Genomic DNA, 24,437 nt, shown 5'->3' on the forward strand with positions numbered 1-24,437 from the left:
CTTTCTCAGCAATATTTATAAGCCGTTAGACTGGATTGGCGGTTGGGCCGCTCTTCAGGCCGGTTTCCGACCAGACCCGTTCCGCCATTTTTTCAAGCGCGACGGAGTTTGCTGATGAAATTCATAGTACAGGCTCTTGTTTCCCGCCTCGTCGAGACTGGAAATCTGACGGTCACCTACCCGGACGGATCCCGCCAGACCTTCGGCGATGGAACCGGCAATCCGGTGCACATGCGCATCAACAGCCGCAAGGCGCTTTGGGGCCTTGCGCTCGACCCGGCCTACTATCTCGGCCATCACTACGGCACCGGCGATATCGATATCGTCGAGGGTGACATGTACGGTCTGCTCAAGATCGTCTTCACCGGCAATCCCGACTTTCAGTATTACCACACACGGTGGAACCGGACGCTGGAGCGGTTGCGCTACCTGCTGCGCTGGGCGCGCGAGAAGAACAGCGTCGTGCGCTCACGCCGCAACGTGCAGCATCACTACGACCTGACCGGCGCGCTCTACGACCTCTTCCTCGATCAGGACCGGCAATATTCCTGCGCCTATTTCGAACGGCCGGACCAGTCGCTGGACGAGGCGCAGCTTGCCAAGAAACGGCACATCGCCGCCAAGCTCAACATCAACAGGCCGGGCCAGAACGTGCTCGACATCGGCAGCGGCTGGGGCGGCATGGCGCTCTACCTTGCCCGCCAGCTCGGCGCGAAGGTCACGGGCGTCACCCTCTCCGACGAGCAGCACGCGCTTTCTGTGAAGCGGGCGAACGAGGCGGGGCTAGCCGACGAGGTGACGTTTCTGCTGCAGGACTACCGCAATACGGAAGGCCCGTTCGACCGCATCGTTTCGGTCGGCATGTTCGAGCATGTCGGGCGGCCGAACTACCTCACCTTCTTCAAGAAGAGCGCGGCCCTTCTGAAGCGCGATGGCGTGATGCTGCTGCACACGATCGGCCGCACCGACCGGCCGACGGCCAACAATCCGTTCATCGAGAAATACATCTTTCCCGGGGGCTACATCCCTGCCCTGTCCGAGGTGATGCAGGCTGTGGAGAAAAGCGGGCTTGTCGTGACGGATGTGGAAATCCTGCGTCTGCATTATGCCGAGACCCTGCGCCACTGGCGCGAGCGCTTCATGGCCCGGCGCGACGAGGCCAAGGCGCTCTATGACGAGAAGTTCTGCCGCATCTGGGAGTTCTATCTCGCGGCTTCCGAAAGCGCCTTCCGCTGGCAGAACCTCGTCGTCTTCCAGCTCCAGCTGGCGCACGATCAGGAGGCCATGCCGCTGACCCGCGACTATATCGGCCGCGGTGAGGATTGCCTCAAGGCGCATGAGGGCAATCCCAAAGGCGAGCAGCGCGGCCCGCGGCAGTTCCCGCAGGAGGCATCGCTCTAGAGACGCTCCGGGCAACACTCACCAGAGCTTTTCGATCGTTGTTTCAGATGCCTCAGTGTGCCGCCTCGGCTGGCAATGCGTGAAGATTCGCGTAGCGAGTCAACCGAAAGCCAGATGTCCCAGAGGAATCCGGGCTTGCTGTGTCATGCCCGCCTGTGGAAAAGTCTAAGACCGGGCTTAAACGTCGGTGTGAGTCGGATGCGCTTGACCCCCGACGGTAAAGAACCCAAACCATCGGCCTTCGCAAAAGAGGACGGGGAGATTCGGGACGATGAATGATGCCGTGCGCAAGCTCAGCCAGGCCGGTCACGACAATACGGAGCTTCACCATCGCGAGGCACCGAACAACGTCGAGGCCGAACAGGCGCTGCTGGGCGCCATTCTCGTCAACAACGATGCCTATTACCGCGTCTCCGACTTCCTGAAGCCGATCCATTTCCACGAGCCGCTGCACCGCAAGATTTACGAGCTTGCCGGCGATACGATCCGCATGGGCAAGATTGCCACGACGATCACGCTCAAGACGCACCTGCCGACCGACGGACGGGTCGGCGACCTGACGATCCCGCAATATCTTGCGCGTCTGGCGGCCGAGGCCGTGACGATCATCAACGCGGAAGACTATGGCCGGGCGATCTACGATCTCGCACTGCGTCGCTCGCTGATCAATATCGGCGAGGACATGGTCAACATCGCCTATGACGCGCCGCTCGACATGCCGCCGCAAACGCAGATCGAGGATGCCGAACGCCGGCTGTTCGAACTGGCCGAAACCGGCCGCTACGACGGCGGTTTCCAGTCGTTCAACGATGCGGTGGCGCAGGCGATCGACATGGCCGGTCAGGCTTTCGAGCGCGATGGTTCGCTGTCGGGCATTTCCACCGGCATCCATTCGCTCGACGCCCGCATGGGCGGCCTGCAGCGTTCAGACCTTATCGTGCTTGCGGGACGTCCCGGCATGGGCAAGACCTCGCTTGCCACCAACATCGCCTACAATATTGCGGCGTCCTACGAGCCCGAAGTGCAGGCGGACGGCTCCTACAAGGCGCGCAATGGCGGCGTCGTCGGCTTCTACTCGCTCGAAATGTCGTCAGAACAGCTGGCGACCCGTATCATTTCCGAGCAGACGGAAGTCTCTTCCTCGAAGATCCGCCGCGGCGACATTTCCGAGGCCGATTTCGAGAAGCTCGTCGCCTGCAGCCAGATGATGCAGAAGGTGCCGCTCTATATCGACCAGACCGGTGGTATTTCCATCGCCCAGCTCTCGGCACGCGCCCGACGCCTCAAGCGCCAGCGCGGTCTCGATTGCCTTGTGGTGGACTATATCCAGCTCATGACCGGCTCGGGCAAGTCGAGCGACAACCGCGTGCAGGAAATCACCCAGATCACCACGGGCCTCAAGGCGCTGGGCAAGGAACTGAACGTGCCGATCATCGCGCTGTCGCAGCTCTCCCGTCAGGTGGAAAGCCGCGAGGACAAGCGCCCGCAGCTTTCGGACCTTCGCGAATCAGGCTCCATCGAGCAGGACGCAGACGTGGTGCTTTTCGTGTTCCGCGAGGAATACTACGTGAAGAACCTCGAGCCGCGCGACGAGTTCGATCCGAAATACGAGGAATGGAAGATGAAGTTCGAGGCCGTGAAGGGTACGGCCGACGTCATCATCGCCAAGCAGCGTCACGGACCGACCGGCACCGTGAAGCTCGCCTTCCAGTCGGAATACACCCGCTTCACCGACCTCGCCGACCCGTCCTTCACCCAGTACGAGCATTGAGGCCCGGTTCAAGCCGCTTATATCTGCGACGAACGGCCGGGCCCTGCCCGGCCTTTTTGCGCGCTTACTTCTTCGAAAAGGCCGGAGCCTTGCAGATGCCGGCGACGATGGCGAGCGCCTTGCGGGCGCGCTCCTTTTCCCGCGCGTCCGTCAGTGTCAGGTCCAGCCGGTCGGAGCAAACCGGGTCCGAGGCGGCTTCGCCCGAAAGCGCCATGCGGCTGGAGCAATGCAGATCCTTGCCGGTTAGAACGATCTGCACGGCCTTTTCCGAATCGACCGGCACCGGCTTCACGCCCGCGATCATATCGTCGGCCGAAGCGTAGGCGACGACGGACGTGACACGGCGCAGGTCCACCATGCCGAAGGTCAGGGTTGCCCATTGGTTGGGAAACTGCAGCGCGGACATGAAGCGGGAGCGGCATGGGGCGCCGCCCACTTCGAGACGGGTGACGAGGCGCGGCGCATCCGGGTTTTCGACGATGGAATAATAGACGGCGGCAGCGCCGTCCTTCTCGGGCGTTCCATCGTCGCGGGCAAGGCCGAGCAGCGCCGCATGGGCATCCCGGATATCCGCGTCGGTCGGGGTCTCCTGCGCGAGGACGGGCATGGCCAGGAGAAACATCGCAGCGGCAATGATCAATGGTTTTCTGCGCGCCATGCTCGCTCCTGTTTGCACCGCACCATAGGGCCGGCGCCGGGCCGCCGCAATGCGCGCGCCGACCGTATTGCGGCCACAGTCCACAGGCTGTATTTCCACACGATGAGCAAACTTTCAGCTTCCGGCCGCCCAACGCTTCCTGTCGCAGGCGAGGATCATGCCCGCCTGACGATCGACCTTTCCGCGCTTGCCGACAACTGGCGCGCCATGGACCGCCGCTCCGGCGCGGCCCGCACCGCCGCCGTGCTGAAGGCCGACGCCTACGGAATCGGCCTGGAACCCGCCGCCAAAACCTTCCACCAGGCTGGCGCGCGCGACTTCTTCGTCGCTACGCCCGCCGAAGGCGCTGCTGTGCGTGCCGTTCTGCCCGATGCGCGCATCTATGTGCTTTCGGGCATGTGGGCGGGCGCCGAGCGGCTGTTCTTCGAATACGACCTCGTGCCGGTCATTGTCTCGGAGGAACAGCTTGTCGTGTTCATGTCGGCGATTGCCGATGGCGGCGACATTCCCTGCGTGCTGCATGTCGACACCGGCATGAGCCGTCTGGGGCTGAGGGTGGAGGATGCGCTGGCGCTTGCCGATGACATCGCTCGCCCCGCAAGCTTTTCGCCGATCATGCTGCTGAGCCACCTCGCCTGCGCCGACGAGCCTTCCCACGCGCTGAACCGACAGCAGCTCCAGCGCTTCCGCAGCGTCATTTCCGCCTTCGGCGATATCGACGCGACGCTTGCCAATTCCGCCGGTATCTTTCTCGGCGAGGACTATCACTTCACCCTCACCCGCCCCGGCATCGCGCTTTATGGCGGAGCTGCGGTCAATGGCGTGCCCAACCCGATGAAACCGGTCGTCACGGCGGAGGCCCGCATTCTCCAGGTGCGCGACGTGAAGGCCAGCGAAAGCGTCGGCTACGGCGCCGCCGTGGTCTGCGCGCGCGATACACGCGTCGCCATCGCCGCCATCGGCTATGCGGACGGCTATATGCGCAGCCTTTCCAGCGCCGGCATAACGCTGCGCCAGACCGGCCTTGCCGGCCCGAGCGGCATGCTGCATGGCCACCCGGTGCCGATCATCGGCCGCGTGACCATGGACCTAACGCATTTCGATGTGACGGACCTGCCCGCCGGAAGCGTGCGGCCGGGTGATTTCATCGAACTCTTCGGCAGGACCATGCCGATCGAGGATGTGGCGCGTGCCGCCGGCACCGTCGATTACGAGCTTCTTACAAGCCTGGGCAACCGCTACGAACGGCGCTACGAGGCGTTGAAGAAGTAGATCGCCTCACGACGGCGACGTGCCCACCACCACCGGCGAACTGGACTTGTTCCCGTTTTGTGCTATTGCCACTAGCGACTGATACCGGAGAACAAGTCCTGATGGCGAAAGGCCGCACTCAATTCGTCTGCCAGAACTGCGGCACCACGCATTCCCGCTGGGTGGGAAAATGCGAGGGCTGTGGCGAGTGGAACACCGTGGTCGAGGAAGACCCGATGGGTGGCATCGGCTCGGGCCCCGGCAAGGTGCCGAAGAAGGGCCGGCCCGTCGCGCTGACCGCGCTCTCGGGCGAGATCGAGGAAGCGCCGCGCATCCATACCGGCATCGCCGAACTCGACCGCGCCACGGGCGGCGGCTTCGTGCGCGGCTCGGCCGTGCTGATCGGCGGCGATCCCGGCATCGGCAAGTCGACGCTGCTGATGCAGGCCGCTGCTGCCCTCTCCCGCCATGGCCACCGCATCATCTATGTCTCGGGCGAAGAGGCCGTGGCGCAGGTCAGGCTGCGCGCGCAACGTCTCCAGGCACACCAGACCGACGTGCTGCTCGCCGCCGAGACCAATGTCGAGGACATCCTGGCCACCATCGGCGAAGGCAAACGGCCGGACCTCGTTATCATCGATTCGATCCAGACGCTGTGGAGCGATACGGCGGAAGCCGCGCCCGGCACGGTGACGCAGGTGCGCACCGGCGTGCAGGCCATGATCCGCTTCGCCAAGCAGACGGGCGCGGCCATGGTGCTGGTCGGCCATGTCACCAAGGAAGGCCAGATCGCGGGACCGCGCGTCGTGGAACACATGGTCGATGCCGTGCTCTATTTCGAGGGTGACCGCGGCCACCATTACCGCATTTTGCGCACCGTGAAGAACCGCTTCGGGCCGACGGACGAGATCGGCGTCTTCGAAATGTCCGACAAGGGCCTGCGCGAGGTCTCCAATCCGTCAGAGCTCTTCCTCGGCGAGCGCAACGAAAAGGCGCCGGGTGCGGTGGTCTTCGCCGGCATGGAGGGCACGCGGCCGGTGCTGGTTGAGGTGCAGGCGCTGGTGGCGCCGACCTCGCTCGGCACACCGCGCCGCGCCGTCGTCGGCTGGGATTCGGCGCGCCTTTCGATGATCCTTGCGGTGCTGGAGGCCCATTGCGGCGTGCGGCTCGGTCAACACGACGTTTACCTCAATGTGGCGGGCGGCTACCGCATCTCGGAGCCGGCGGCGGACCTTGCGGTGGCCTCGGCGCTGGTTTCCTCGCTTGCCGGTCTTGCCCTTCCCGCCGATTGCGTCTATTTCGGCGAAGTCAGCCTGTCGGGCGCCATTCGTCCGGTTGCGCACACCGCCCAGCGCCTCAAGGAGGCGGAAAAGCTGGGGTTTTCGCAGGCCCTGCTGCCAGCGGGTTCAGCCGAACTGCCCAAGGGCACCGGCGGCCGCTGGAGCGAGATCGAAGGCCTGCCGGACCTGGTGGCGCGCATCGCCGGATCGAAGAGCGCCCTCAAGCGGGAAGACGAGGACGTCTGACGGCCTTCGGCAGCGGGTCAATGCCCTGTGGGAAACACGGGTTTGAAGCGTGCCGAACCGGGACGGCGAAGACGCCTTCCGCTAATGTGCGCTTCGCACGGGGCGGGCCTGGCGACATTTCGGGTTTGGAGTAGGACGAACATGCCCATCACAATTCTCGACGGTATCGTCATCGGCGTTGCGCTGTTCTCCGCCGTGCTGGCGATGGTGCGCGGCTTCTCGCGCGAGGTGCTCTCCGTCGCAAGCTGGGTCGGTGCCGCAGCCGCCGCCTATTTCCTGTATCCCGTCCTTCTGCCCTATGCGAAGGACTATACGACGAGCGATACGGTCGCCCTGGTGGGTTCCGCCGCCGCCATCTTCCTCGTCGCGCTCATCGTGATCTCCTTCATCACCATGCGCATCGCCGATTTCATCATCGACAGCCGTATCGGCGCACTCGACCGCACCCTGGGCTTCCTGTTCGGCGCGGCGCGCGGCATCCTGCTCGTCGTCGTCGCCATGCTGTTCTTCAACTGGCTGGTGGCACCGCAGCAGCAGCCGTCCTGGGTCACCACCGCGAAATCCAAGCCGCTGCTCGACAATCTCGGCTCGCGCCTCGTGGCGCTGTTGCCGGAAGATGCCGACGCGACGATCATCGACCGCCTGCGCGGCAAGCAGACCGACGGCGCCACGGAGGATCCGGACGGTGCTGCCGGCGGAACGAACCAGGCGCCCGCCGAAGAGACGCCCGCGACGAACGGATAAGACAATCAGGGGAGCCGCCGCTCGCGAAAATTGACGAAGGCAGGCTCCCCGTTTTTTTGTTAGGATGAAAGAACAGCCACTGATGCTTCCGGGCCTCGGTGGCAAATGCTTTAGGCCATACCCATATGGGCATGGCCGGAGCGGTGAAGACCCCCGTGCAACCTCCCAGGTTCCGAGCAAAGGCTTGCAGCAATGAGCGATTTCCTGTTCCCCGGCCGCCACGATGACGATCTCGACGGCGATACGCTTCACGAGGAGTGTGGCGTTTTCGGCATTCTGGGCCATCCCGATGCTGCAACGCTGACCGCGCTTGGCCTGCATGCGCTCCAGCATCGCGGCCAGGAGGCGGCGGGTATCGTTTCCGTCGACGGCATGCAGTTCCACACCGAAAAGCATATGGGCCTCGTCGGCGACCATTACACCAATCCGGTGACGCTGGCGAAGCTGCCCGGCAACATGGCGATCGGCCACACGCGCTACTCCACGACAGGGGAAGTGGCGCTGCGCAACGTGCAGCCGCTGTTTGCGGAACTGGAAGTCGGCGGCATCGCGGTCGCCCATAACGGCAACTTCACCAACGGCCTGACGCTGCGCCGTCAACTTATTGCCGGCGGCGCCATCTGTCAGTCGACCTCGGATACGGAAGTCGTTCTCCACCTCATCGCCCGCTCGCGCTACACCAACACGACCGACCGCTTCATCGATGCGATCCGCCAGATGGAAGGCGGCTATTCGATGCTCGGCATCACCCGCACGAAGCTGATCGCCGCGCGCGACCCCACCGGTATCCGTCCGCTCGTCATGGGCGAACTCGACGGCAAGCCGATCTTCGCCTCGGAAACCTGCGCGCTCGACATCATCGGCGCCAAGTTCATTCGTGACGTGGAGAACGGCGAAATCGTCATCTGCGAAATCCAGCCCGATGGCTCGATCACCATCGAGGCCAGGAAGTCCGGCAATGCGCAGCCGGAACGGCTCTGCCTGTTCGAATATGTCTATTTCGCCCGTCCCGATTCCGTCGTCGGCGGCCGCAGCGTCTATGTGGCGCGCAAGAACATGGGCATCAACCTTGCGAAAGAACACCCGGTCGAGGGTGACGTCGTGGTGCCCGTGCCGGATGGAGGCACGCCCGCGGCTCTGGGTTACGCTCAGGAGAGCGGCATCCCGTTCGAATACGGCATCATCCGCAACCACTATGTGGGCCGTACCTTCATCGAACCGACGCAGCAGATCCGCGCCTTCGGCGTGAAGCTGAAGCACTCGGCCAACCGTGCGATGATCGAGGGCAAGCGCGTCATTCTCGTGGACGATTCGATCGTGCGCGGCACCACCTCGCTCAAGATCGTGCAGATGATCCGCGATGCCGGCGCCAAGGAAGTGCATGTGCGCGTGGCGAGCCCGATGATCTTTTATCCGGACTTCTACGGCATCGACACGCCGGATCGGGACAAGCTGCTGGCCAACCAGTATGCCGACGTCGACGCCATGGCGAAGTATATCGGCGCGGATTCGCTGGAGTTCATCTCCATCGACGGTCTCTACCGGGCCGTCGGCGGCGAGGATCGCAACCCGGCCCGTCCGCAGTTCACCGACCATTACTTCACCGGCGACTATCCGACGCGCCTCCTTGACAAGGAAGGCGAGACGATGGGACGGAAGGTCTCGGTACTGGCAAGCAACGGATAATTGAAGACAGCATGAGCATCGACCTGAAAGACCGCATCGCGCTGGTCACCGGCGCGTCGCGCGGGATCGGCTATTTCACCGCCCTCGAACTGGCCAAGGCCGGCGCCCATGTGATCGCCTGTGCCCGCACCGTCGGGGGGCTGGAAGAACTGGACGATGCCATCCAGGCCGCGGGCGGCTCGGCCACGCTGGTGCCCTTCGACCTCGCCGACATGGCGGCCATCGACAAGCTCGGCGGCTCGATCTTCGAGCGCTGGGGCAAGCTCGACATCCTTATTGCCAATGCCGGCGTTCTCGGGGTTATCTCGCCGATCGACCATGTCGAGGCGAAGGTGTTCGAGAAGGTGATGAACATCAACGTCACGGCGACGTGGCGGCTGATCCGCTCGGTGGCGCCGCTGCTCCTGAAATCCGATGCCGGCCGCGCCGTGCTGCTCTCCTCGAGCGCCGCCCACAAATGCAAGCCGTTCTGGGGGCCCTACTCCGCCTCCAAGGCAGCCGTCGAGGCCCTGGCCCGCACCTGGGCCGGCGAGACACAGCGCACGGCACTACGCATCACCTCGTTCGATCCCGGCGGCACCCGCACGGCCATGCGCGCCCAGGCCATCCCCGGCGAAGACCCCTCGACGGTCCAGCATCCCTCCGAGGTGGCCAAGGCCATCCTGCCGCTCGTCGCGCGCGACTATGCCGAGACCGGCAAGCTGTTCGACATGCGCCAGGGGCGCCTGATGGACTACCGCCTGCCGGAGTGATCTTCAGCGTTATCGCTTGGAGACCCCCTCTGCCCTGCCGGGCATCTCCCCCACAAGGGGGGAGATCGGCAAGATGCACTGGCGTCGCTCACCTAATGACGTTGGAGATGGGGCGAAGCAGGCCCCCATCCAATCTCCCCCCTTGTGGGGGAGATGCCCGGCAGGGCAGAGGGGGTGCTGGCGCCCTACTCCACCACCGTCCTCACCTCCACCGAAAGGCCCGGCGCCAGGTATTGCGACAGGTCCTGCCCGTCGTCGATGGCGATGCGGACGGGGATGCGCTGGGCGACCTTGGTGAAATTGCCTGTGGCGTTGTCGGGCCTGATGACGCTGAACTCCGAGCCGGCGGCCGGCGAAAAGCGCTCGACATGGCCCCTGAGCGTGGCGTGGCGGAAGGCATCGACCGTCACCTCCACCGCCTGCCCCGGCTTGATATAGGCAAGCTGGGTTTCCTTGAAATTGGCGATGACCCAGGTATCGCGCGGCACGACGGCCATGAGCTGCGTGCCGGCGGCGACATACTGGCCGAGCTTGACGCCGACCTCGCCGACCACGCCATCGCGCGGCGCGGTGATCGCGGTGTTGGAAAGATCGATCCGCGCCAGTTCCACGGCGGCCTCGGCGCCGGCAACGGCCGCGCCGAGCGAATCACGGCCGACGATGATCGTCTGCAGATCCTGCTTCGACACTTCGAGATTGGCCTGTGCCTGCGAGACCGCGGCCTCGGCCTGATCGAGCGTTGTACGGCTCTGCTCGAGATCGCTCTGGGTGGAGATGCCCTTGGTCGACAGTTCCTCGACGCGGTTCCAGTTTTCCTCTGCCCGACGCTTGGCCGAGGTGGCACCGCCGAGCGCGGCTTCGCTGGCGCCGATACGGGCCTTGGCGGCATTTTCCTGCTGCTCTGAATTCGCAAGAGCCGCCTTCTGGCTGGCGAGCGTTGCCTCGGCCTGGGCGAGCTTCTGGCGGTAGATGCGGTCATCCAGGCGGGCGAGCACCTGCCCCTGCTTCACGCTCTCATAGTCCTTGACGGCGACCTCCGTGACATAGCCCGGGAGCTGCGGGCTGATCAGGGTCACGTAGCCGCGCACATAGGCATTGTCCGTCGTCTGGACCTGGCTACTGAAGGGCGGAAGGCGCCAGGCATAGGCGACGACGACGATGCCGGCGATGCCGAGGACGACCGCCAGCGCGGTCGCGGTGTTGCGAATATACTGTTTCATGGATCAAGCCTTTGCGGCGGCCGCGCCCGAAACGGCGCCCGCCTCTCTGATTCGGACATAGATGCGGTGGATGGCGAGCGCGACGGCGGAGGCGACCGCCAGAAGCGCGATGACGAAAAACGCATCGTTGTGCGCGAGTACGTTCGCCTCGCGCGTCACCTGCTGGCTGAGCAGCGCCACGCCCTCGGCCTTGAGCACCGCCTGATCGGTGATCGTACGGCCATAGCCGGCGGCAAGCTGCGAAATGCGCGCGGCGACGAGCGGATCGGTCAGGGTCATTGTCTGGGCGAGGATATTGGAATGGAACTTCTCGCGCAGCGTGATGAAGGAGCCGAAGATCGCGGAGCCGGCAAGGCCGCCAAGGCTCTGCGTGACGAGGAAGACCACGATGAAGCTCAGGATGTATTGCGGGCCCTTGCGCAGTGCCATGGTGAAGCCCGCAGCGATGGCGGGCGGCAGAAACAGACCGCCGCCGGCGGCGATCATCGCCTGGCTGAGATACATATCGTGCGGCCGCGTCAGATTGGTGGCGTGGCTGTCGAGCCAGGCGCCGACGCCGATCAGCATGAGCGCCGCCATGTGGATGCCGGGTTCACGGCTGGGCTTGAGGATCGCCGCGCAGACCAGCCCGCCCATAAGCGTCGCCAGGGCGACATAGGTGTAAAGGCCGGTCAGCTGGCCGTTCTGCAGGCCCATGATCTGGAAGAAGTTGCTCGCCACCGCCGTCTGCTCGGCCAGCATCAGCCGGAAGAGGATGAGGACGGCGGCGAAATGCATCACCTCGCGGCTGAGAAGCCAGCGCAGGTCGATCAGCGGCGTCTCCCGATTGAGCTCGAGAACGGCCGCGATGGTGAGCGCGGCAATCATCACGACGGCCAGAACGCCGATCCACTCCGCCTCCAGCCACCAGTAGGTTCGGCCGACGACGAAGATCACGGCAGCCGAGCCGAAGCCGACGGCGATGAAAAGATAGCTGACGATATCGCGCTTCTCGATGACCTTGGCACGCGGAATCGGGGTCAGCGGCAGGAGATAGATCGCCGCGAAGGACAGCATGGCGAGCGCGAGTTCGAGATAGAGCAGCGACCTTACCCCGCCGAGGTCGATCAGCGGCGGCGAGATGATGCGGGTCAGCGGCGCGGCCAGCCCGATATTGGTCAGCGCCAGCGAGATGCCGACGGTCAGCTTTCGCGCCGGTGAAAAGGCCTCCAGCATGTAGAGGAAGCCGAGGGACGAGAGGGGCGCGGCAGCCATGCCGGCAAAGAAGCGCAGCACGATTGCCGAATGCAGATCGGTGATGAAGATGTGCATTACCGAAACGACGAGGAAGACGGCAATGCCGAGTTCGGCGAAGTGGCGCAGACCATACTGGTTGCGGATCTTGATGAGCGCGATCGACAGCGAGGCGTTGGGCGCCATATAGGCCGCGACCAGCCAGACCGCCTCCGTGCTTGTCGCGCCAAGCGGGCCTTGCAGCTGCGGCAGATTGGCGGCGACGAAGTTCATGCCGAAGCCCTGCGTCATGGCGAGCAACGTGGAGGCGGCCATGTAGAGGGCGGCACGGCCGGGTGGCATCGGCGGCGGTGCCGGTGGCGCGGCCACCGGCGTTACCGGCTCGGCCGGCTCGTCCAGCTCATCGCTTGGGGAAACCGTGCTCATGCCTCGACGCTGTCCCGGCAGCTCCTGGCAATGTTGTCCGACATGGCCGCGAAGACTTTCACTGTCGCCGTCATGTCGGCCGTGGAAATGTCGGCCAGCACGTCCGCCCGCAGCGAGCGCGCAAGATCGAGCACTTCGCCGGCCATGCGCGCGCCGTGCGGCGTCATGACGATCTGCTTGGCACGGCGGTCGCCCTCCACCGACTGGCGGGCGATGAAACCCTGCTTCTCCATGCCGTCGAGCAGGCGCACCAGCGTCGGCGTCTCGATATCGAGTTCATCGGCCAGTTCGCGCTGGTTGAGCTGGGAACCGCGCCCGAGAATCATCAGGGCGCGGGCGCGTGGCAGGGTCAGCCCCCTCTCCTTCACCCGCGCATCGAACAAGGCGCGCATCTTGCGCTGGACACGGGAGAGATCGTCGAGGAGGCGTTCACGCGGATCGGTCATCGTCATCTTGGTAGCCTAAATATTATTAGCTCACTATCTATTTGCTTGCTAGGTAATCCAAGGCATGACAAAAATCAAGCCCCGCCCAGAGGACTGGACGGGGCTTGCAGCAAGCTCACGTAAAAATGATTGCGGCGGTCAGTGGCCGTCGGTTTCGGGAAACTCGCTGGCGGCCGGCGTGACCGGTGCAGACCAGCCGCCATATTTGCGCTTCCAGGACCGGGCGCCGAAGGGCAGCGTCAGGAGATAGGCCACGACGGTCACCACCATGGTTTCCCAGGTAAAGCTCATCAGGGTCGCCACATAGAGCACGACGAGCAGGATGCCGGGCAGCACGAGATCACGGCGGATGCGGCTGCCCTCGGACTTGCCCGACCAGACCGGCAGGCGGCTCACCAGAAGGAAGCCGATCACCACCGTATAGCCGGAGGCAAGGAAGGCGAAGAGCGGGCTCGGCGGCACGCCGAGGAAGCCGATATAAACCGGCAGGAGCACGAGCATGGCGCCGGCCGGGGCCGGCACGCCAACAAAGTATTCGCTCTGCCATTTCGCCTTGGTCTCGCGCTCGGCCATGACATTGAAGCGCGCAAGGCGAAGGCCCGCCGCGATGGCGTAGATCAGTGCCGCAATCCAGCCGAAGGAGCGGGCCTGATCGAGGATGAAGACATAGAGCACGAGCGCGGGCGCGACGCCAAAATTGACGATGTCGGCGAGCGAATCCATCTGGCCGCCGAATTTCGACGTGGCCTTGAGAAGGCGTGCCACGCGCCCATCGATGCCATCGAGGAAGGCGGCGAGCAGCACCATGCCCACAGCCAGTTCGTAGCGGTTTTCAAAGGCCAGCCGAATGCCGGTGAGGCCCGCGCAGATAGCAAGTACAGTGATGACGTTGGGAATGACGATGCGCAGCGGGATTTCGCGCAGGCGCGGCCCGCGCGCTTCGTCGTTCGGGCCGTCAGGCTCATAGGGTGGAAATGGCGTTTCCATCGCGTGTCGTTTCTCTTGGTTGGACGCGGCCGCGGCGCAAAACGCCCCGTTGGCCACCTCGTTTCCCGATCCTACGCCCTGCGGCTGACGACGGGGCCCTTGGCCGAGCCGAATTCCGCGAGCACCGTTTCGCCGGCAATCGCCGTCTGCCCGACGCTGACGCGCGGCTGGACGCCGGCCGGCAAGAACACGTCGAGGCGCGAGCCGAAGCGGATGAGGCCGAAGCGCTCGCCCGCATCGAGATGATCGTTCATCGTACTCCAGCACAGGATGCGGCGCGCGACGAGGCCGGCAATCTGCACGACGCCGATTTCACCATGCGCGCTTTCGATGACGAGGCCGTTACGCTCGTTCTCCTGGCTTGCCTTGTCGAGGTCGGCGTTGAGGAATTTGCCTGCGCGATAGGCGACGCGCGAGATGCGGCCGCGCATGGGCGCACGGTTCACATGGCAGTTGAAGACATTCATGAACACCGAAATCCGCAGCATCGGCTGGTCGCCCAGCTCGAGCTCCACCGGCGGCGTCATCAGGGCTATGGCCGAGACACGGCCGTCAGCCGGGCTGATGACGAGGTCGTCGTCCTGCGGCGTCAGGCGCTCGGGGTCGCGGAAGAAATAGGCGCACCAGGCGGTGAGGACGAAGCCGATCCACATCAGCGGCGTCCAGAGCAAGCCCAGCAGAAGCGAGACGACAAAGAAGCCGGCCACGAACTTCCAGCCCTCCCGATGGATCGGCACCAGGGTGCTGCGGACTGTATCGACCAAACTCATTTTTCGACATCTCCTGACAATTTCACGCCATCGACCTAGCGTGAAATGGCGATGGGGGCAATGTTTAGGGAAAGGTGATAGGCAGTCGACAATAGGAATCAGGGGAAAAGCGATCGCCCTTCCCCCCTGTTGCCCGCTCCGGCTGCCTGATCCCTGATCCTACTCCGCCGCAGGGGCGCCGCGCACGATGATGCCGAGATCGTCGCTCTCGCGCACCTGCTTGAGGCGTTCCTCGGCCTGCACGGCCTCGCGCTGGCGGTTCCACATGGAGGCGTAGAGGCCGTCGTCACGCTGCATGAGTTCGCCATGGGTGCCGCGCTCGGCAATCGCGCCGTCCTTCAACACGATGATCTCGTCGGCGGAGATGACCGTGGAAAGGCGGTGAGCGATGACCAGCGTGGTGCGGTTTTTCGAGACGATGTCCAGCGCCGCCTGAATTTCCTGTTCCGTGCGGGTATCGAGCGCGGAGGTCGCCTCGTCGAGGATGAGGATGGGCGGGCTTTTCAGGATGGTGCGCGCGATGGCGACGCGCTGTTTCTCGCCGCCAGACAGTTTCAGGCCGCGCTCGCCCACCATCGCCTTGAAGCCTTCGGGCAGCTGGTGGATGAACGGGCCGATCTGCGCGGCCTCGGCGGCGGCCACCACCTCCTCCTGGCTTGCATCGGGCCGGCCATAGCGGATGTTGTAGGCGATCGTGTCGTTGAACAGCACGGTATCCTGCGGCACCATGCCGATGACATGGCGCAAGCTCTTCTGCGTGACGTCGCGCACATCCTGTCCGTCGATGGTGATGGCGCCCTCCTGCACATCGTAGAAGCGATAGAGCAGCCGCGACAGGGTGGACTTGCCGGCGCCAGACGGACCGACGACCGCGACGGTCTTGCCGGCGGGCACGTCGAAGGAGACACCCTTGAGGATCGGCCGCGCGGGATCATAGGCGAAATGCACGTCGCGGAAGGAGATGGCGCCGGAGGAGATGACGAGATCGGCAGCGCCCGGCTTGTCCTGCACCTCTTCCTCAACCTCCAGGAGATCGAACATCTGCTCGATATCCGTCAGGCCCTGGCGGATTTCGCGATAGACGAAGCCGATGAAGTTGAGCGGAATGGCCAGCTGGATCAGCATGGCATTGATGAAGACGAAGTCGCCGAGCGTCTGATCGCCGCGCTGCACGGCGAACGCCGACATCGCCATCATGACCGCCATGCCGATGCCGAAGATCAGCGCCTGGCCGAAGTTCAGCCAGCCGAGCGAGGTCCAGACCTGGGTCGCGGCCTTCTCGTAGCGCTCCATGGACTGGTCGAAGCGGCGGGCCTCCATATCCTCGTTGCCGAAATACTTCACCGTCTCGAAGTTCAGGAGCGAATCGATGGCCTTGGTGTTGGCCTCTGTGTCGCTGTCGTTCATCGAGCGGCGAATGGAGATGCGCCAGTCGGAGGCGCGAACCGTGAACCAGATGTAGAGCCAGACCGTGACGGCGGTGACGAGCAGATATTGCAGCCCGTAGCCCCACCAGAAGATGGCGGCGGTCATCAGGAATTCGATGAAGGTCGGCACGCTGTTGAGGATCGTGAAGCGCACGATCGTTTCGATGCCCTTGGTGCCGCGCTCGATGACGCGCGAAAGGCCGCCGGTGCGCCGCTCCAGATGAAAGCGCAGCGACAGGCGGTGCAGGTGGACGAATGTGCGGTAGGCAAGCTGGCGAACCGCATATTGCCCGACGCTGGCAAACAGCGCATCGCGCAGCTGGTTGAGGCCGGCCTGCAGGATGCGCGCGCCGTTGTAGGCGAGCACCAGCATGACCGCGCCGAGCATGAAGACCGGCAGCAGGCCGACGGCGTCGGGCTTGCCGTTCAGCGCATCCGTCGCCCATTTGAAGAAATAGGGCACAAGCAGCAGCACGACCTTGGCGGCGAGCAGGAAGACCGAAGCCCACACAACCCGCATCTTCAGGTCGAGCCTGTCGGAGGGCCACATATAGGGCCAAAGGTTGACCAGCGTCCGGAGCGGATTGCTGCTATCGGCCGAAACCGTCTTTTTCGTCGTCGTCGCCACGCTGGCCTCCGCCGAACCATATGCAACGGTTCGGTCTTTACGTGCTGGAATTGCTCTAATGAAAAGACGGCGCCCTTTCGGGCGCCGTCCGTGTGAGATAGGTCCTCGCCGGCCGCTTCGCAACCGCCGGCGGGAAATTGTCGGGCATCAATTGCCGCGCACATGCTTGCGGTGCATCTCCTCGGCAGCTGCATCCGTTTCCACGGTCTTGTCGGGGATGCCGAAGACCTGGCCGGGGATGATGCGGTCCGGATCGGTGATCTGGTCTTCGTTGGCGAGGTAGATCGTCGTATAGCGTACACCCTTGCCGTAGATGCGGCGGGAGATCTGCCACAGCGTATCACCGCGACGGATGATGACGGAGGTCTTGCTGGCCTGAAGCGGCGCCTGCTCAACCGTTTCCGGCTCTTCGGCTGCGGCCTCGCCGCCCGCCGGGTTGGCTGCCGTATCGGTGCCCGCGGTCTGCGTGGAGGTGGAGCCGGCCGTCGTCGCGGCCGCGCCTTCGGTCGTCGTTTCCACGGCGCCGGCAGCGGCGCTGAGCGAGGGCATGCCCTCCAGCGCCACGAGCGCCTGACGGTAGGCCTCCGGGCCCGCGCCGGCCGGAACGGCCGCCAGACGGTCGAGCGCGGTGGAGGCCCAGCCCTTCAGCTTCTCGATTGCGGCAGCCACGTCGCCGGTCGTATTGGCCGGAACGGTGAAGCCGACGATCTTGTCCAGCGCTGCCTCCAGCGCGGAGCGGCCGGTCTGGATTTCCGCCGCCGTAGCGTTGCGGCCATCGGCGAAGAGGGCGACGAACTTCTGATGGATCGCCGCAGTCTGCTCGACCAGCGCCTCGATGGAGCCGTCAGCCGCAGCCGCGACATTCTCGGCCATGGTCTGTGCCTTCTCGATGGCCGGCGCGAGCGCGTCCGCGACCGCCGTCTCGATGGAGCTAAGCGCAGCACCGACGGCAGCAGCGTCCGTCGGCAGCGCGCGCAGGCGGGCAAGCGCATCGGCGGCAGCGGCCGAGGCCTTGGCAGCCATGGTGCGGGCGGCGTCGCCCTCTTCTTCGCCCGGCTTGAACTCGGCCAGTGACTTCAAGGCGATTTCCGTCGCCGAGCGGGCTGCGGCCAGTTGCTCGGCGGAGGGAACCGCACCGTTGGCGTAGAGGCCCTTGAGCAGGGCGAGCGCCTTGTCGGCATCGCCGCGCAGCTTGTCGAAGGTACCACCGCCGATCAGGCCGAGCGTGGCGTCGGATGCGCCCGTCGGATTGTCCTGCGCCACGACGGCCGCGACCTGCTCACCTTCGGGACGATCGAACGGCACGGAGGCGCGGAACTCGACCTTGCCGCCATCCGCGCTCATGACGTCAGCGCGGATCGTGTGGCGGCCGACCGAAAGATCGATCGTGCCGTCGGCCACATAGCGCCCCTGCTCGTCCGCCTTCGTCTCTCCGACGAGCGTGTCGTCGGCATAGAGACGGATCAGCGCACCCGGCTTGGCCGTGCCGGCGATGAACATGCGCCGGCCTTCCAGCTCGACGGCCGAAACACGGGCCTGCGCTTCCTTGGCAACAGCCTCGGGCGCAGACGCCGTCGCCGCCTCGCCGGACGTTTTTGCTGCGGTATCAGAGCCATTCGCGGTCTCGCCTGCTGCCGGCTGGTCGCTGCTGGCGGTGCCCACATCCGCTGACGCCGTCTCGGTCGCCGGCTTGTCGGCCGTTTCACCGGCCGGCGTGGTGGTTGCGGTTTCGGCGGCCTTGCCGATCGTCTCGGTCTGCGGAACCGTGATCAGGCGGCTCGCCTCGCCGGGGCGCGAAACCATGGCGAGCAGATCGCCCGCGCCGTCCTTGGGCACGGAAACGGTCGCGACCTCTTCGGAGGTCTTCGACGTGCCCTTGTCGTCCTTCGTGTTGAGGGAAAGCTGATAGTCGCCCGCGGCGAGCGGCTGGTCGAAGACGGCAGCGAAATCGCCGGAAGGGCCGATATCGGCGGTGCCGACGACCGTATCGCCGTTCTTGATCTCCAGCTTGGTGTTCGGCTGGCCGCGGCCTGCAATGACCGTGGAGCCGTCCGGCTCGACGCGCAGCACGTCGAAGGACGGCGTGACCCAGTCTTCACCCGGCGCGGCCGGTGTCGCATCCGCCTTGGCGGTTTCCTGCGTGACGGTCGCGTCCTGCGTCGGGGTGGTCCCAGCGCCCGCGGCACCGTCGGTCGCGGCGGCCTCGCCGGCGGATTCGGTCGTGCCGCGCGCCTGCTTGCCGGCTGCCGTCGTGGTTTCACTACCACCCGCGGCCGGTGTCTCGCTTGCGGTCGAGACGGTGGTTTCAGCCGGCTTGTCCTTGTTCATGTTGGGCAGCACGAAGAAAACCATGAGCAGCGTTGCCGCCGCCAGCACGATCAGAGCCACCAGGCCGGTCTTGTTCTTCATCATCAACTCTCTCTCTGTCCCGGTTTCCCGGGGAGTTCCCTGCCCGAATTGCTACCGATTCCCGATGGCTCGCACAAGGTTTGCGGTCTCCCGGAGCCTCCCATGCGCGCATTTTCCGTCATTATCCTTGACGGGCCCGTGGCCGGGTGGCTGAATCGGCCCATGAGCGAACATTCAATGCCGATTCGATCCGTCTGCGTTTACTGCGGTTCCCAGCCGGGACGCGATGCGTCTTATGTCAATGCCGGGCGCAGCCTGGGCAAGGCCATGGCGGAAAACCATCTCCGCCTCGTCTATGGCGGAGGCACCAAGGGAATCATGGGCGCCGTCGCCAGCGGCGTGCTCGCCCATGGCGGCCGCGTCACGGGTATCATACCGCAATTCCTCATCGATATGGAGGCCACGCGCCATTCGCTCGGTCAGCTCAGCGAACTGATCGTCACGCCCGACATGCACGAGCGTAAGCACAAGATGTTCGAGCGCTCCGATGCCTTCGTCGCGCTGCCCGGCGGCATCGGCACGCTGGAGGAAATCGTCGAGATCATGACCTGGGGGCAGCTCGGCCGCCACCGCAAGCCGATGATCTTCGCCAATATCGGCGGCTTCTGGGATCCGATGCTCAAGCTCATCCGCCACATGGCGGACGAAGGCTTCATCCACACCGCCCATCTCGTGCAGCCGCTCGTCATCGACGAGCCGGAGGAGATCGTCTCGACCCTGCTCGAACATTGGGCGAGCCAGGTCGACCGCGAGGGCGAAGCGGAAATCATCGCCCGGCTCTAACGGGTCTTCCTTCACCACGCAGTTCCATCATGGCCGGGCACGTCCCGGCCATTTTTTGTCGACCGAAAAGCCGCTCGCCCTATTCCGCCGCCTTGACTTCGGCGGCCGCCAGGCGACGGTTGCGCGCGCTGCGCAGCATGGAGCCCGAATAGATGAAAAGTGCCGCCCAGATGAATACGAACGCTATGAGCTTGACCGTACCGAAGGGCTCGCCGAAGGCGAAGACCGCGATGATGAAGATCATGGTGGGCGCGATGTATTGCATGATGCCGATGGTGGAGAGGCGCAGGAGCTTGGCGCCGTTGGCATAGATCATGAGCGGGATCGCGGTGACGACGCCGCAGGACAGAAGCCACAGCACATCCGCCATGCCGGTGTCGCCGAAATGGCCCTGCCCCGTGGATTCCAACCAGATGATGTAGCCGATAGCCGGCACACTGAGGATCAGCACCTCCAGGAAGAAGCCCTGGTTCGGGCCGATGGGCAGCGCCTTGCGGCAGAAGGCATAGAAGGCCCAGGACACGCACAGCCCCAACGACACCCACGGCAGACCACCGGCATCGAATGCCAGAATGGCAACCGCAACGGCGGCCAGCGCAATCGCCACCATCTGCGCCCGATCCAGCTTCTCCTTCAGCAGAACGGCGCCAAGGAAGATAGAAAACAGCGGATTGACGTAATAGCCCAGCGCCGTCTCGATGGCGCGACCGGCACCGATGGCCCAGACATAGATGCCCCAGTTGATGGTGATGAGCACCGCCGTCAGCGTCGCCATGGCGATCATGCGCGGCGAGCGCAGCGCCACCTTGATGTCGCCGGTGCGCCCCAGCCAGACGAGGACGAGGCCGGCGAGCGGCACGGACCAGATGATGCGATGCGCGACCACCTCGGCCGCCGGGATATGCGCCACCGCCTTCATGAAGAACGGCAGGAAGCCCCACAAGACATAAGCTGTCAGGGCGAAGGCGAAACCGCGCGGCGAATCGCCAGTTTGCGGGCCGCTGGAGGAATTGGCGTCGGCCATGGGTGTCACTTCCCGTCGATTTATGGATTTTTCGACGGGAATACTCCAACCGCGATGAATGTACCAATTCATTCCGGTGAAGGGATGATGAGCGGCATTGAACCTGCCGCCCGCTTTACTCCGCCGCGGCCTTGCCCGCCTCACCCCGGTTCTTCAGGAGCTTGTAGACGATACTGTCCATCAGCGCCTGGAAGGAGGCGTCTATGATGTTGTCGGAGACGCCGACCGTCCACCAGCGCGCGCCGGAGGCATCGGTCGATTCGATAAGGACGCGGGTTATAGCCTCGGTGCCGCCATTGAGGATGCGCACCTTGTAGTCCGCCAGTTCCAGATCGGCGATTTCGGACTGGTACTTGCCGAGGTCCTTGCGCAGTGCGAGGTCGAGCGCGTTGACCGGGCCGTGGCCCTCGGCCACCGACATCATGGTCTCACCGTCGACGATAAGGCGCACCACGGCCTCCGAGACGGTCTTGAGCTGGCCGTTCGCGTCGTAGCGGCGCTCGACCATCACGCGAAAGCTCTCGACATGGAAGAAATCCGGCACCGTGCCGAGCGTGCGGTAGGCCAGGAGCGCGAAGCTTGCATCCGCACCCTCATAGGCATAGCCGGTGGCCTCGCGTTCCTTGACGATCTGGATGAGGCGATCGAGCTTCGGATCGTCCTTGGCGACGGTGATGCCACGCAGCTTCAACGCATTGATAAAGTTCGCCTTGCCGCCCTGGTCGGACACCATGACCTTGCGCAGGTTCCCGACGCTTTCGGGCGTAACATGCTCATAGGTGCGCGGGTCCTTGAGCAGCGCCGAGGCGTGGATACCGGCCTTGGTCGCGAAAGCGGAGGCGCCGACATAGGGCGCCTGATGGTCGGGAGAGCGGTTCAGCAGTTCGTCGAAGGTGTGCGACAGCTTGGTGAGGCCGGTCAGCATGTCGGTGTCGATACCGATGTCGAAGCGTTCGGCGTAGGTTTCCTTCAGCGCGAGCGTCGGCACGAGCGTCACGAGATTGGCGTTGCCGCAGCGTTCGCCGATGCCGTTCAGCGTGCCCTGAATCTGGCGCACGCCCGCCTCGACGGCGGCGAGCGTGTTGGCGACGGCCTGTCCGGTGTCGTTATGGGCGTGGATACCGAGGTTCGCGCCCGGCACGCCGGCGGCGATGACCGCCTCGACGATGGCGCGCACCTCGGCCGGCTGCGTGCCGCCATTGGTGTCGCACAGCACGACCCAGCGCGCGCCCGATGCGAAGGCCGTCGTGGCGCAGGCCAGAGCATAGTCGGGATTGGCCTTGTAGCCATCGAAGAAATGCTCGCAGTCGATCATCGCCTCGCGGCCGGAAGCGACAACCGCCTTGACCGATTCGGCGATGCTCTCGAGGTTCTCCTCGTTGGAACAGCCGAGCGCCACGCGCACGTGATAATCCCAGCTCTTGGCCACGAGACAGATCGCGTCGCTTTGCGAATCGAGAAGGGCTGCAAGGCCCGGATCATTGGAGGCGGAAATGCCGGCGCGCTTCGTCATGCCGAAGGCGACGAATTTTGCGCGTGCGGTGCGTTTCCTTGCGAAGAACGCCGTATCGGTCGGGTTGGCGCCGGGATAGCCGCCCTCGACATAATCCAGGCCGAATTCGTCCAGCATGCCGGCAATCGCGATCTTGTCCTCGACGGAAAAATCGATGCCCGGTGTCTGCTGGCCATCGCGCAGCGTGGTGTCGAAAAGGTAGATACGGTCTTTTTTCATCTGTTCCCTCCCTGGGAACCGTCTGTCTTACTGTTTGCCCGCGAACTTGTCCGTCGCGTAGATCAGGCGATCGAGGATGCCAGGTTCGGAATAGGCGTGGCCAGCGCCCTCGATCAGGTGGAACTCAGCTTCCGGCCAGGCCTTGTGCAGCGCCCAGGCATATCTGGCCGGGCATGGCATGTCGTAGCGCCCATGCACGATGACACCGGGAATGCCGTTGAGCTTGCCCGCGTCGCGCAGGAGCTGCCCCTCCTCCATCCAGCCGGCATTGACGAAGAAATGGTTCTCGATGCGCGCGAAGGCGTGCGCGAATTCGTCCTCGCCGAACTTGTCGCTCGTCGACGGCTCGGGCAGCAGGGTGATCGTCTCGCCTTCCCACAGGCTCCAGGCCCTGGCGGCGGCAAAACGCGTCGCCTTGTCATCGCTGGTCAGGCGGCGATGGTAGGCATGCATCATCTCGTGGCGCTCCTCCGGCGGGATGGGCGCGATGAAGCGCTCCCACTTGTCCGGGAACATTTCCGAGACGCCGAACTGGTAGTACCAGTCGAGCTCGCCCTTGGTGAGCATGTAGATGCCGCGCAGGACGAGTTCGGAGACGCGCTCAGGATGTTTTTGCGCATAGGCGAGCGCCAGCGTGGAACCCCAGGAGCCGCCGAAGACCTGCCACTTCTCGGCACCGGCCATTTCGCGCAGCCGCTCGATGTCCTCGACAAGATGCCAGGTCGTGTTGGCGTTCAGCTCCGCATGCGGCGTGGACCGGCCGCAGCCGCGCTGATCGAACAGGGTCACGTCGTAGAGGGCGGGGTCGAACAGGCGGCGATGGCTCGGGGAAAACCCGCCGCCGGGGCCGCCGTGCAAAAACACGGCCGGCTTTGCACCCGGCGTTCCCGAACGTTCCCAATAGATGACATGACCATCACCGACATCGAGGTGGCCGGACGCATAGGGTTCGATCTCGGGATAGAGGCCGCGCAGGGTATCGCTCATAATTTCAGTCCGTGTTCAGGCCAGTTTTCGGTTTCGTGGTCGGGATGCTGGAAGGAGATGATCCCCTCCTGCTGACTGTAATAGTCCGGGTCGTCGTGAACAGGGGCGGCAAAGATTTGCTCCACCCAGGGCAGCCGCGAACCGTAGTTCACCTGGATCTGCGGGGCGAGATCGCTGCGGTCGTCGAAGGCGCCGATGGCGATCTCTACACCGCCGGGATGCTTGTAGGTGAGCGGCGTGCCGCATTGCGGGCAAAACCCACGGGCGATGTTGATCGAGGACTGGAAATAGGCCGGCTCGCTGCGCGGCCATTCCACCTCGCCCTTGACCGTGACGAGCGGACCGAAGAAGCCGCCGAACTGCTTCTGGCACATACGGCAATGGCAGATCGACGGGCGGCCGATCGCGCCCCGGATGCGGAAACGCACGGCACCGCACTGGCAACCTCCGGTTCTCATTACCTGCTCTTCCATGCTCATGACGATATCCTTCAACGGTAGGAGGAATAAACGACGACAGCGACCACCACCGCGGTGATCAGCACCAGCTTGGCGGCGATGAGATAAAGCCATTTAC

Annotated in this window: 20 protein-coding genes and 1 pseudogene; 9 read left to right on the forward strand and 12 right to left on the reverse strand. The window is 64.4% G+C overall.

Features of this window, described 5'->3' with window-relative positions:
• Positions 1-114: 114 nt before the first annotated feature.
• Both MKI86_RS02730 and MKI86_RS02735 read left to right on the forward strand, forming a co-directional pair.
• Positions 115-1,401: a cyclopropane fatty acid synthase gene (locus MKI86_RS02730; RefSeq protein WP_241596774.1), complete on the forward strand. Its 1,287-nt coding sequence runs from the start codon at positions 115-117 to the stop codon at positions 1,399-1,401.
• Positions 1,402-1,672: 271 nt separating this feature from the next.
• Positions 1,673-3,172, forward strand: coding sequence for a replicative DNA helicase (locus tag MKI86_RS02735; RefSeq protein WP_241596776.1), 1,500 nt, complete (start codon positions 1,673-1,675; stop codon positions 3,170-3,172).
• Between the two features lie 64 nt (positions 3,173-3,236).
• Here the strand turns inward: MKI86_RS02735 and MKI86_RS02740 are convergent, their stop codons facing one another.
• Positions 3,237-3,830, reverse strand: coding sequence for a hypothetical protein (locus tag MKI86_RS02740; RefSeq protein WP_241596778.1), 594 nt, complete (start codon positions 3,828-3,830; stop codon positions 3,237-3,239).
• 102 nt (positions 3,831-3,932) lie between these two features.
• Here MKI86_RS02740 and alr point away from each other — a divergent pair, with 102 nt between their 5' ends.
• From alr to MKI86_RS23865, 6 genes and pseudogenes are all read left to right on the forward strand, one after another.
• On the forward strand, positions 3,933-5,102 hold the full coding sequence (gene alr, locus MKI86_RS02745; protein WP_241596780.1) for an alanine racemase: 1,170 nt from the start codon (positions 3,933-3,935) through the stop codon (positions 5,100-5,102).
• 101 nt (positions 5,103-5,203) lie between these two features.
• A complete protein-coding gene (radA, locus tag MKI86_RS02750; RefSeq protein WP_241596782.1) occupies positions 5,204-6,607 on the forward strand; it encodes a DNA repair protein RadA in 1,404 nt (467 codons plus the stop codon).
• A 141-nt stretch (positions 6,608-6,748) separates the two neighbouring features.
• Positions 6,749-7,351, forward strand: coding sequence for a CvpA family protein (locus MKI86_RS02755; RefSeq protein WP_241596784.1), 603 nt, complete (start codon positions 6,749-6,751; stop codon positions 7,349-7,351).
• A 192-nt stretch (positions 7,352-7,543) separates the two neighbouring features.
• Positions 7,544-9,037, forward strand: coding sequence for an amidophosphoribosyltransferase (gene purF / locus MKI86_RS02760; protein ID WP_241596798.1), 1,494 nt, complete (start codon positions 7,544-7,546; stop codon positions 9,035-9,037).
• An 11-nt stretch (positions 9,038-9,048) separates the two neighbouring features.
• A complete protein-coding gene (locus tag MKI86_RS02765) occupies positions 9,049-9,789 on the forward strand; it encodes an SDR family NAD(P)-dependent oxidoreductase (RefSeq protein WP_241596800.1) in 741 nt (246 codons plus the stop codon).
• A 25-nt stretch (positions 9,790-9,814) separates the two neighbouring features.
• Positions 9,815-9,996: pseudogene (locus tag MKI86_RS23865) on the forward strand (bifunctional diaminohydroxyphosphoribosylaminopyrimidine deaminase/5-amino-6-(5-phosphoribosylamino)uracil reductase RibD); the annotation flags it as partial.
• On the opposite strand, the gene MKI86_RS02770 reads toward MKI86_RS23865, so the two are convergent.
• The 7 genes from MKI86_RS02770 to MKI86_RS02800 all read right to left on the reverse strand — a co-directional run bounded on the left by MKI86_RS02770 (position 9,975) and on the right by MKI86_RS02800 (position 19,338).
• Positions 9,975-11,009, reverse strand: a complete 1,035-nt coding sequence (locus MKI86_RS02770) for an HlyD family secretion protein (RefSeq protein ID WP_241596803.1) — start codon at positions 11,007-11,009, stop codon at positions 9,975-9,977. The pseudogene MKI86_RS23865 and the gene MKI86_RS02770 overlap by 22 nt on opposite strands.
• 3 nt (positions 11,010-11,012) lie before the next feature.
• Positions 11,013-12,668, reverse strand: a complete 1,656-nt coding sequence (locus tag MKI86_RS02775; protein ID WP_370879872.1) for an MFS transporter — start codon at positions 12,666-12,668, stop codon at positions 11,013-11,015.
• Positions 12,665-13,120 (reverse strand): MarR family winged helix-turn-helix transcriptional regulator, encoded by a 456-nt coding sequence (locus tag MKI86_RS02780; protein ID WP_370879873.1) that lies wholly within the window; start codon positions 13,118-13,120, stop codon positions 12,665-12,667. The genes MKI86_RS02775 and MKI86_RS02780 overlap by 4 nt, the downstream gene beginning before the upstream one ends.
• Before the next feature lie 132 nt (positions 13,121-13,252).
• Positions 13,253-14,101 carry a CDP-diacylglycerol--serine O-phosphatidyltransferase gene (gene pssA / locus MKI86_RS02785; RefSeq protein WP_241596822.1) on the reverse strand — a complete coding sequence of 283 codons (849 nt, stop codon included), beginning with the start codon at positions 14,099-14,101 and terminating at the stop codon, positions 13,253-13,255.
• Between the two features lie 71 nt (positions 14,102-14,172).
• Entirely contained in the window at positions 14,173-14,871 is a 699-nt protein-coding gene (locus MKI86_RS02790; protein WP_241596834.1) for a phosphatidylserine decarboxylase, read from the reverse strand.
• A gap of 159 nt (positions 14,872-15,030) precedes the next feature.
• Positions 15,031-16,926, reverse strand: coding sequence for an ABCB family ABC transporter ATP-binding protein/permease (locus tag MKI86_RS02795; protein ID WP_241596836.1), 1,896 nt, complete (start codon positions 16,924-16,926; stop codon positions 15,031-15,033).
• A gap of 147 nt (positions 16,927-17,073) precedes the next feature.
• The gene (locus MKI86_RS02800; protein WP_241596851.1) at positions 17,074-19,338 is read right to left on the reverse strand and encodes a LysM peptidoglycan-binding domain-containing protein; all 2,265 of its coding nucleotides are present in this window, start codon (positions 19,336-19,338) and stop codon (positions 17,074-17,076) included.
• Positions 19,339-19,497: 159 nt separating this feature from the next.
• Here MKI86_RS02800 and MKI86_RS02805 point away from each other — a divergent pair, with 159 nt between their 5' ends.
• Complete coding sequence (locus MKI86_RS02805; RefSeq protein WP_241596853.1) at positions 19,498-20,118, forward strand: LOG family protein; 621 nt, start codon at positions 19,498-19,500, stop codon at positions 20,116-20,118.
• Positions 20,119-20,197: 79 nt separating this feature from the next.
• Here MKI86_RS02805 and rarD read toward each other — a convergent pair whose 3' ends face one another.
• The 4 genes from rarD to MKI86_RS02825 all read right to left on the reverse strand — a co-directional run bounded on the left by rarD (position 20,198) and on the right by MKI86_RS02825 (position 24,334).
• Positions 20,198-21,142 (reverse strand): EamA family transporter RarD, encoded by a 945-nt coding sequence (rarD, locus tag MKI86_RS02810; protein ID WP_241596855.1) that lies wholly within the window; start codon positions 21,140-21,142, stop codon positions 20,198-20,200.
• Between the two features lie 115 nt (positions 21,143-21,257).
• Entirely contained in the window at positions 21,258-22,874 is a 1,617-nt protein-coding gene (gene cimA / locus MKI86_RS02815; RefSeq protein ID WP_241596857.1) for a citramalate synthase, read from the reverse strand.
• 27 nt (positions 22,875-22,901) lie between these two features.
• Positions 22,902-23,861, reverse strand: a complete 960-nt coding sequence (gene pip, locus MKI86_RS02820) for a prolyl aminopeptidase (protein ID WP_241596860.1) — start codon at positions 23,859-23,861, stop codon at positions 22,902-22,904.
• Positions 23,858-24,334: a GFA family protein gene (locus MKI86_RS02825; RefSeq protein WP_370879880.1), complete on the reverse strand. Its 477-nt coding sequence runs from the start codon at positions 24,332-24,334 to the stop codon at positions 23,858-23,860. The genes pip and MKI86_RS02825 overlap by 4 nt, the downstream gene beginning before the upstream one ends.
• Positions 24,335-24,437: the final 103 nt, after the last annotated feature.

The sequence above is a fragment of the Shinella sedimenti genome, assembly GCF_022601905.1.
Lineage (GTDB): Bacteria > Pseudomonadota > Alphaproteobacteria > Rhizobiales > Rhizobiaceae > Shinella > Shinella sedimenti.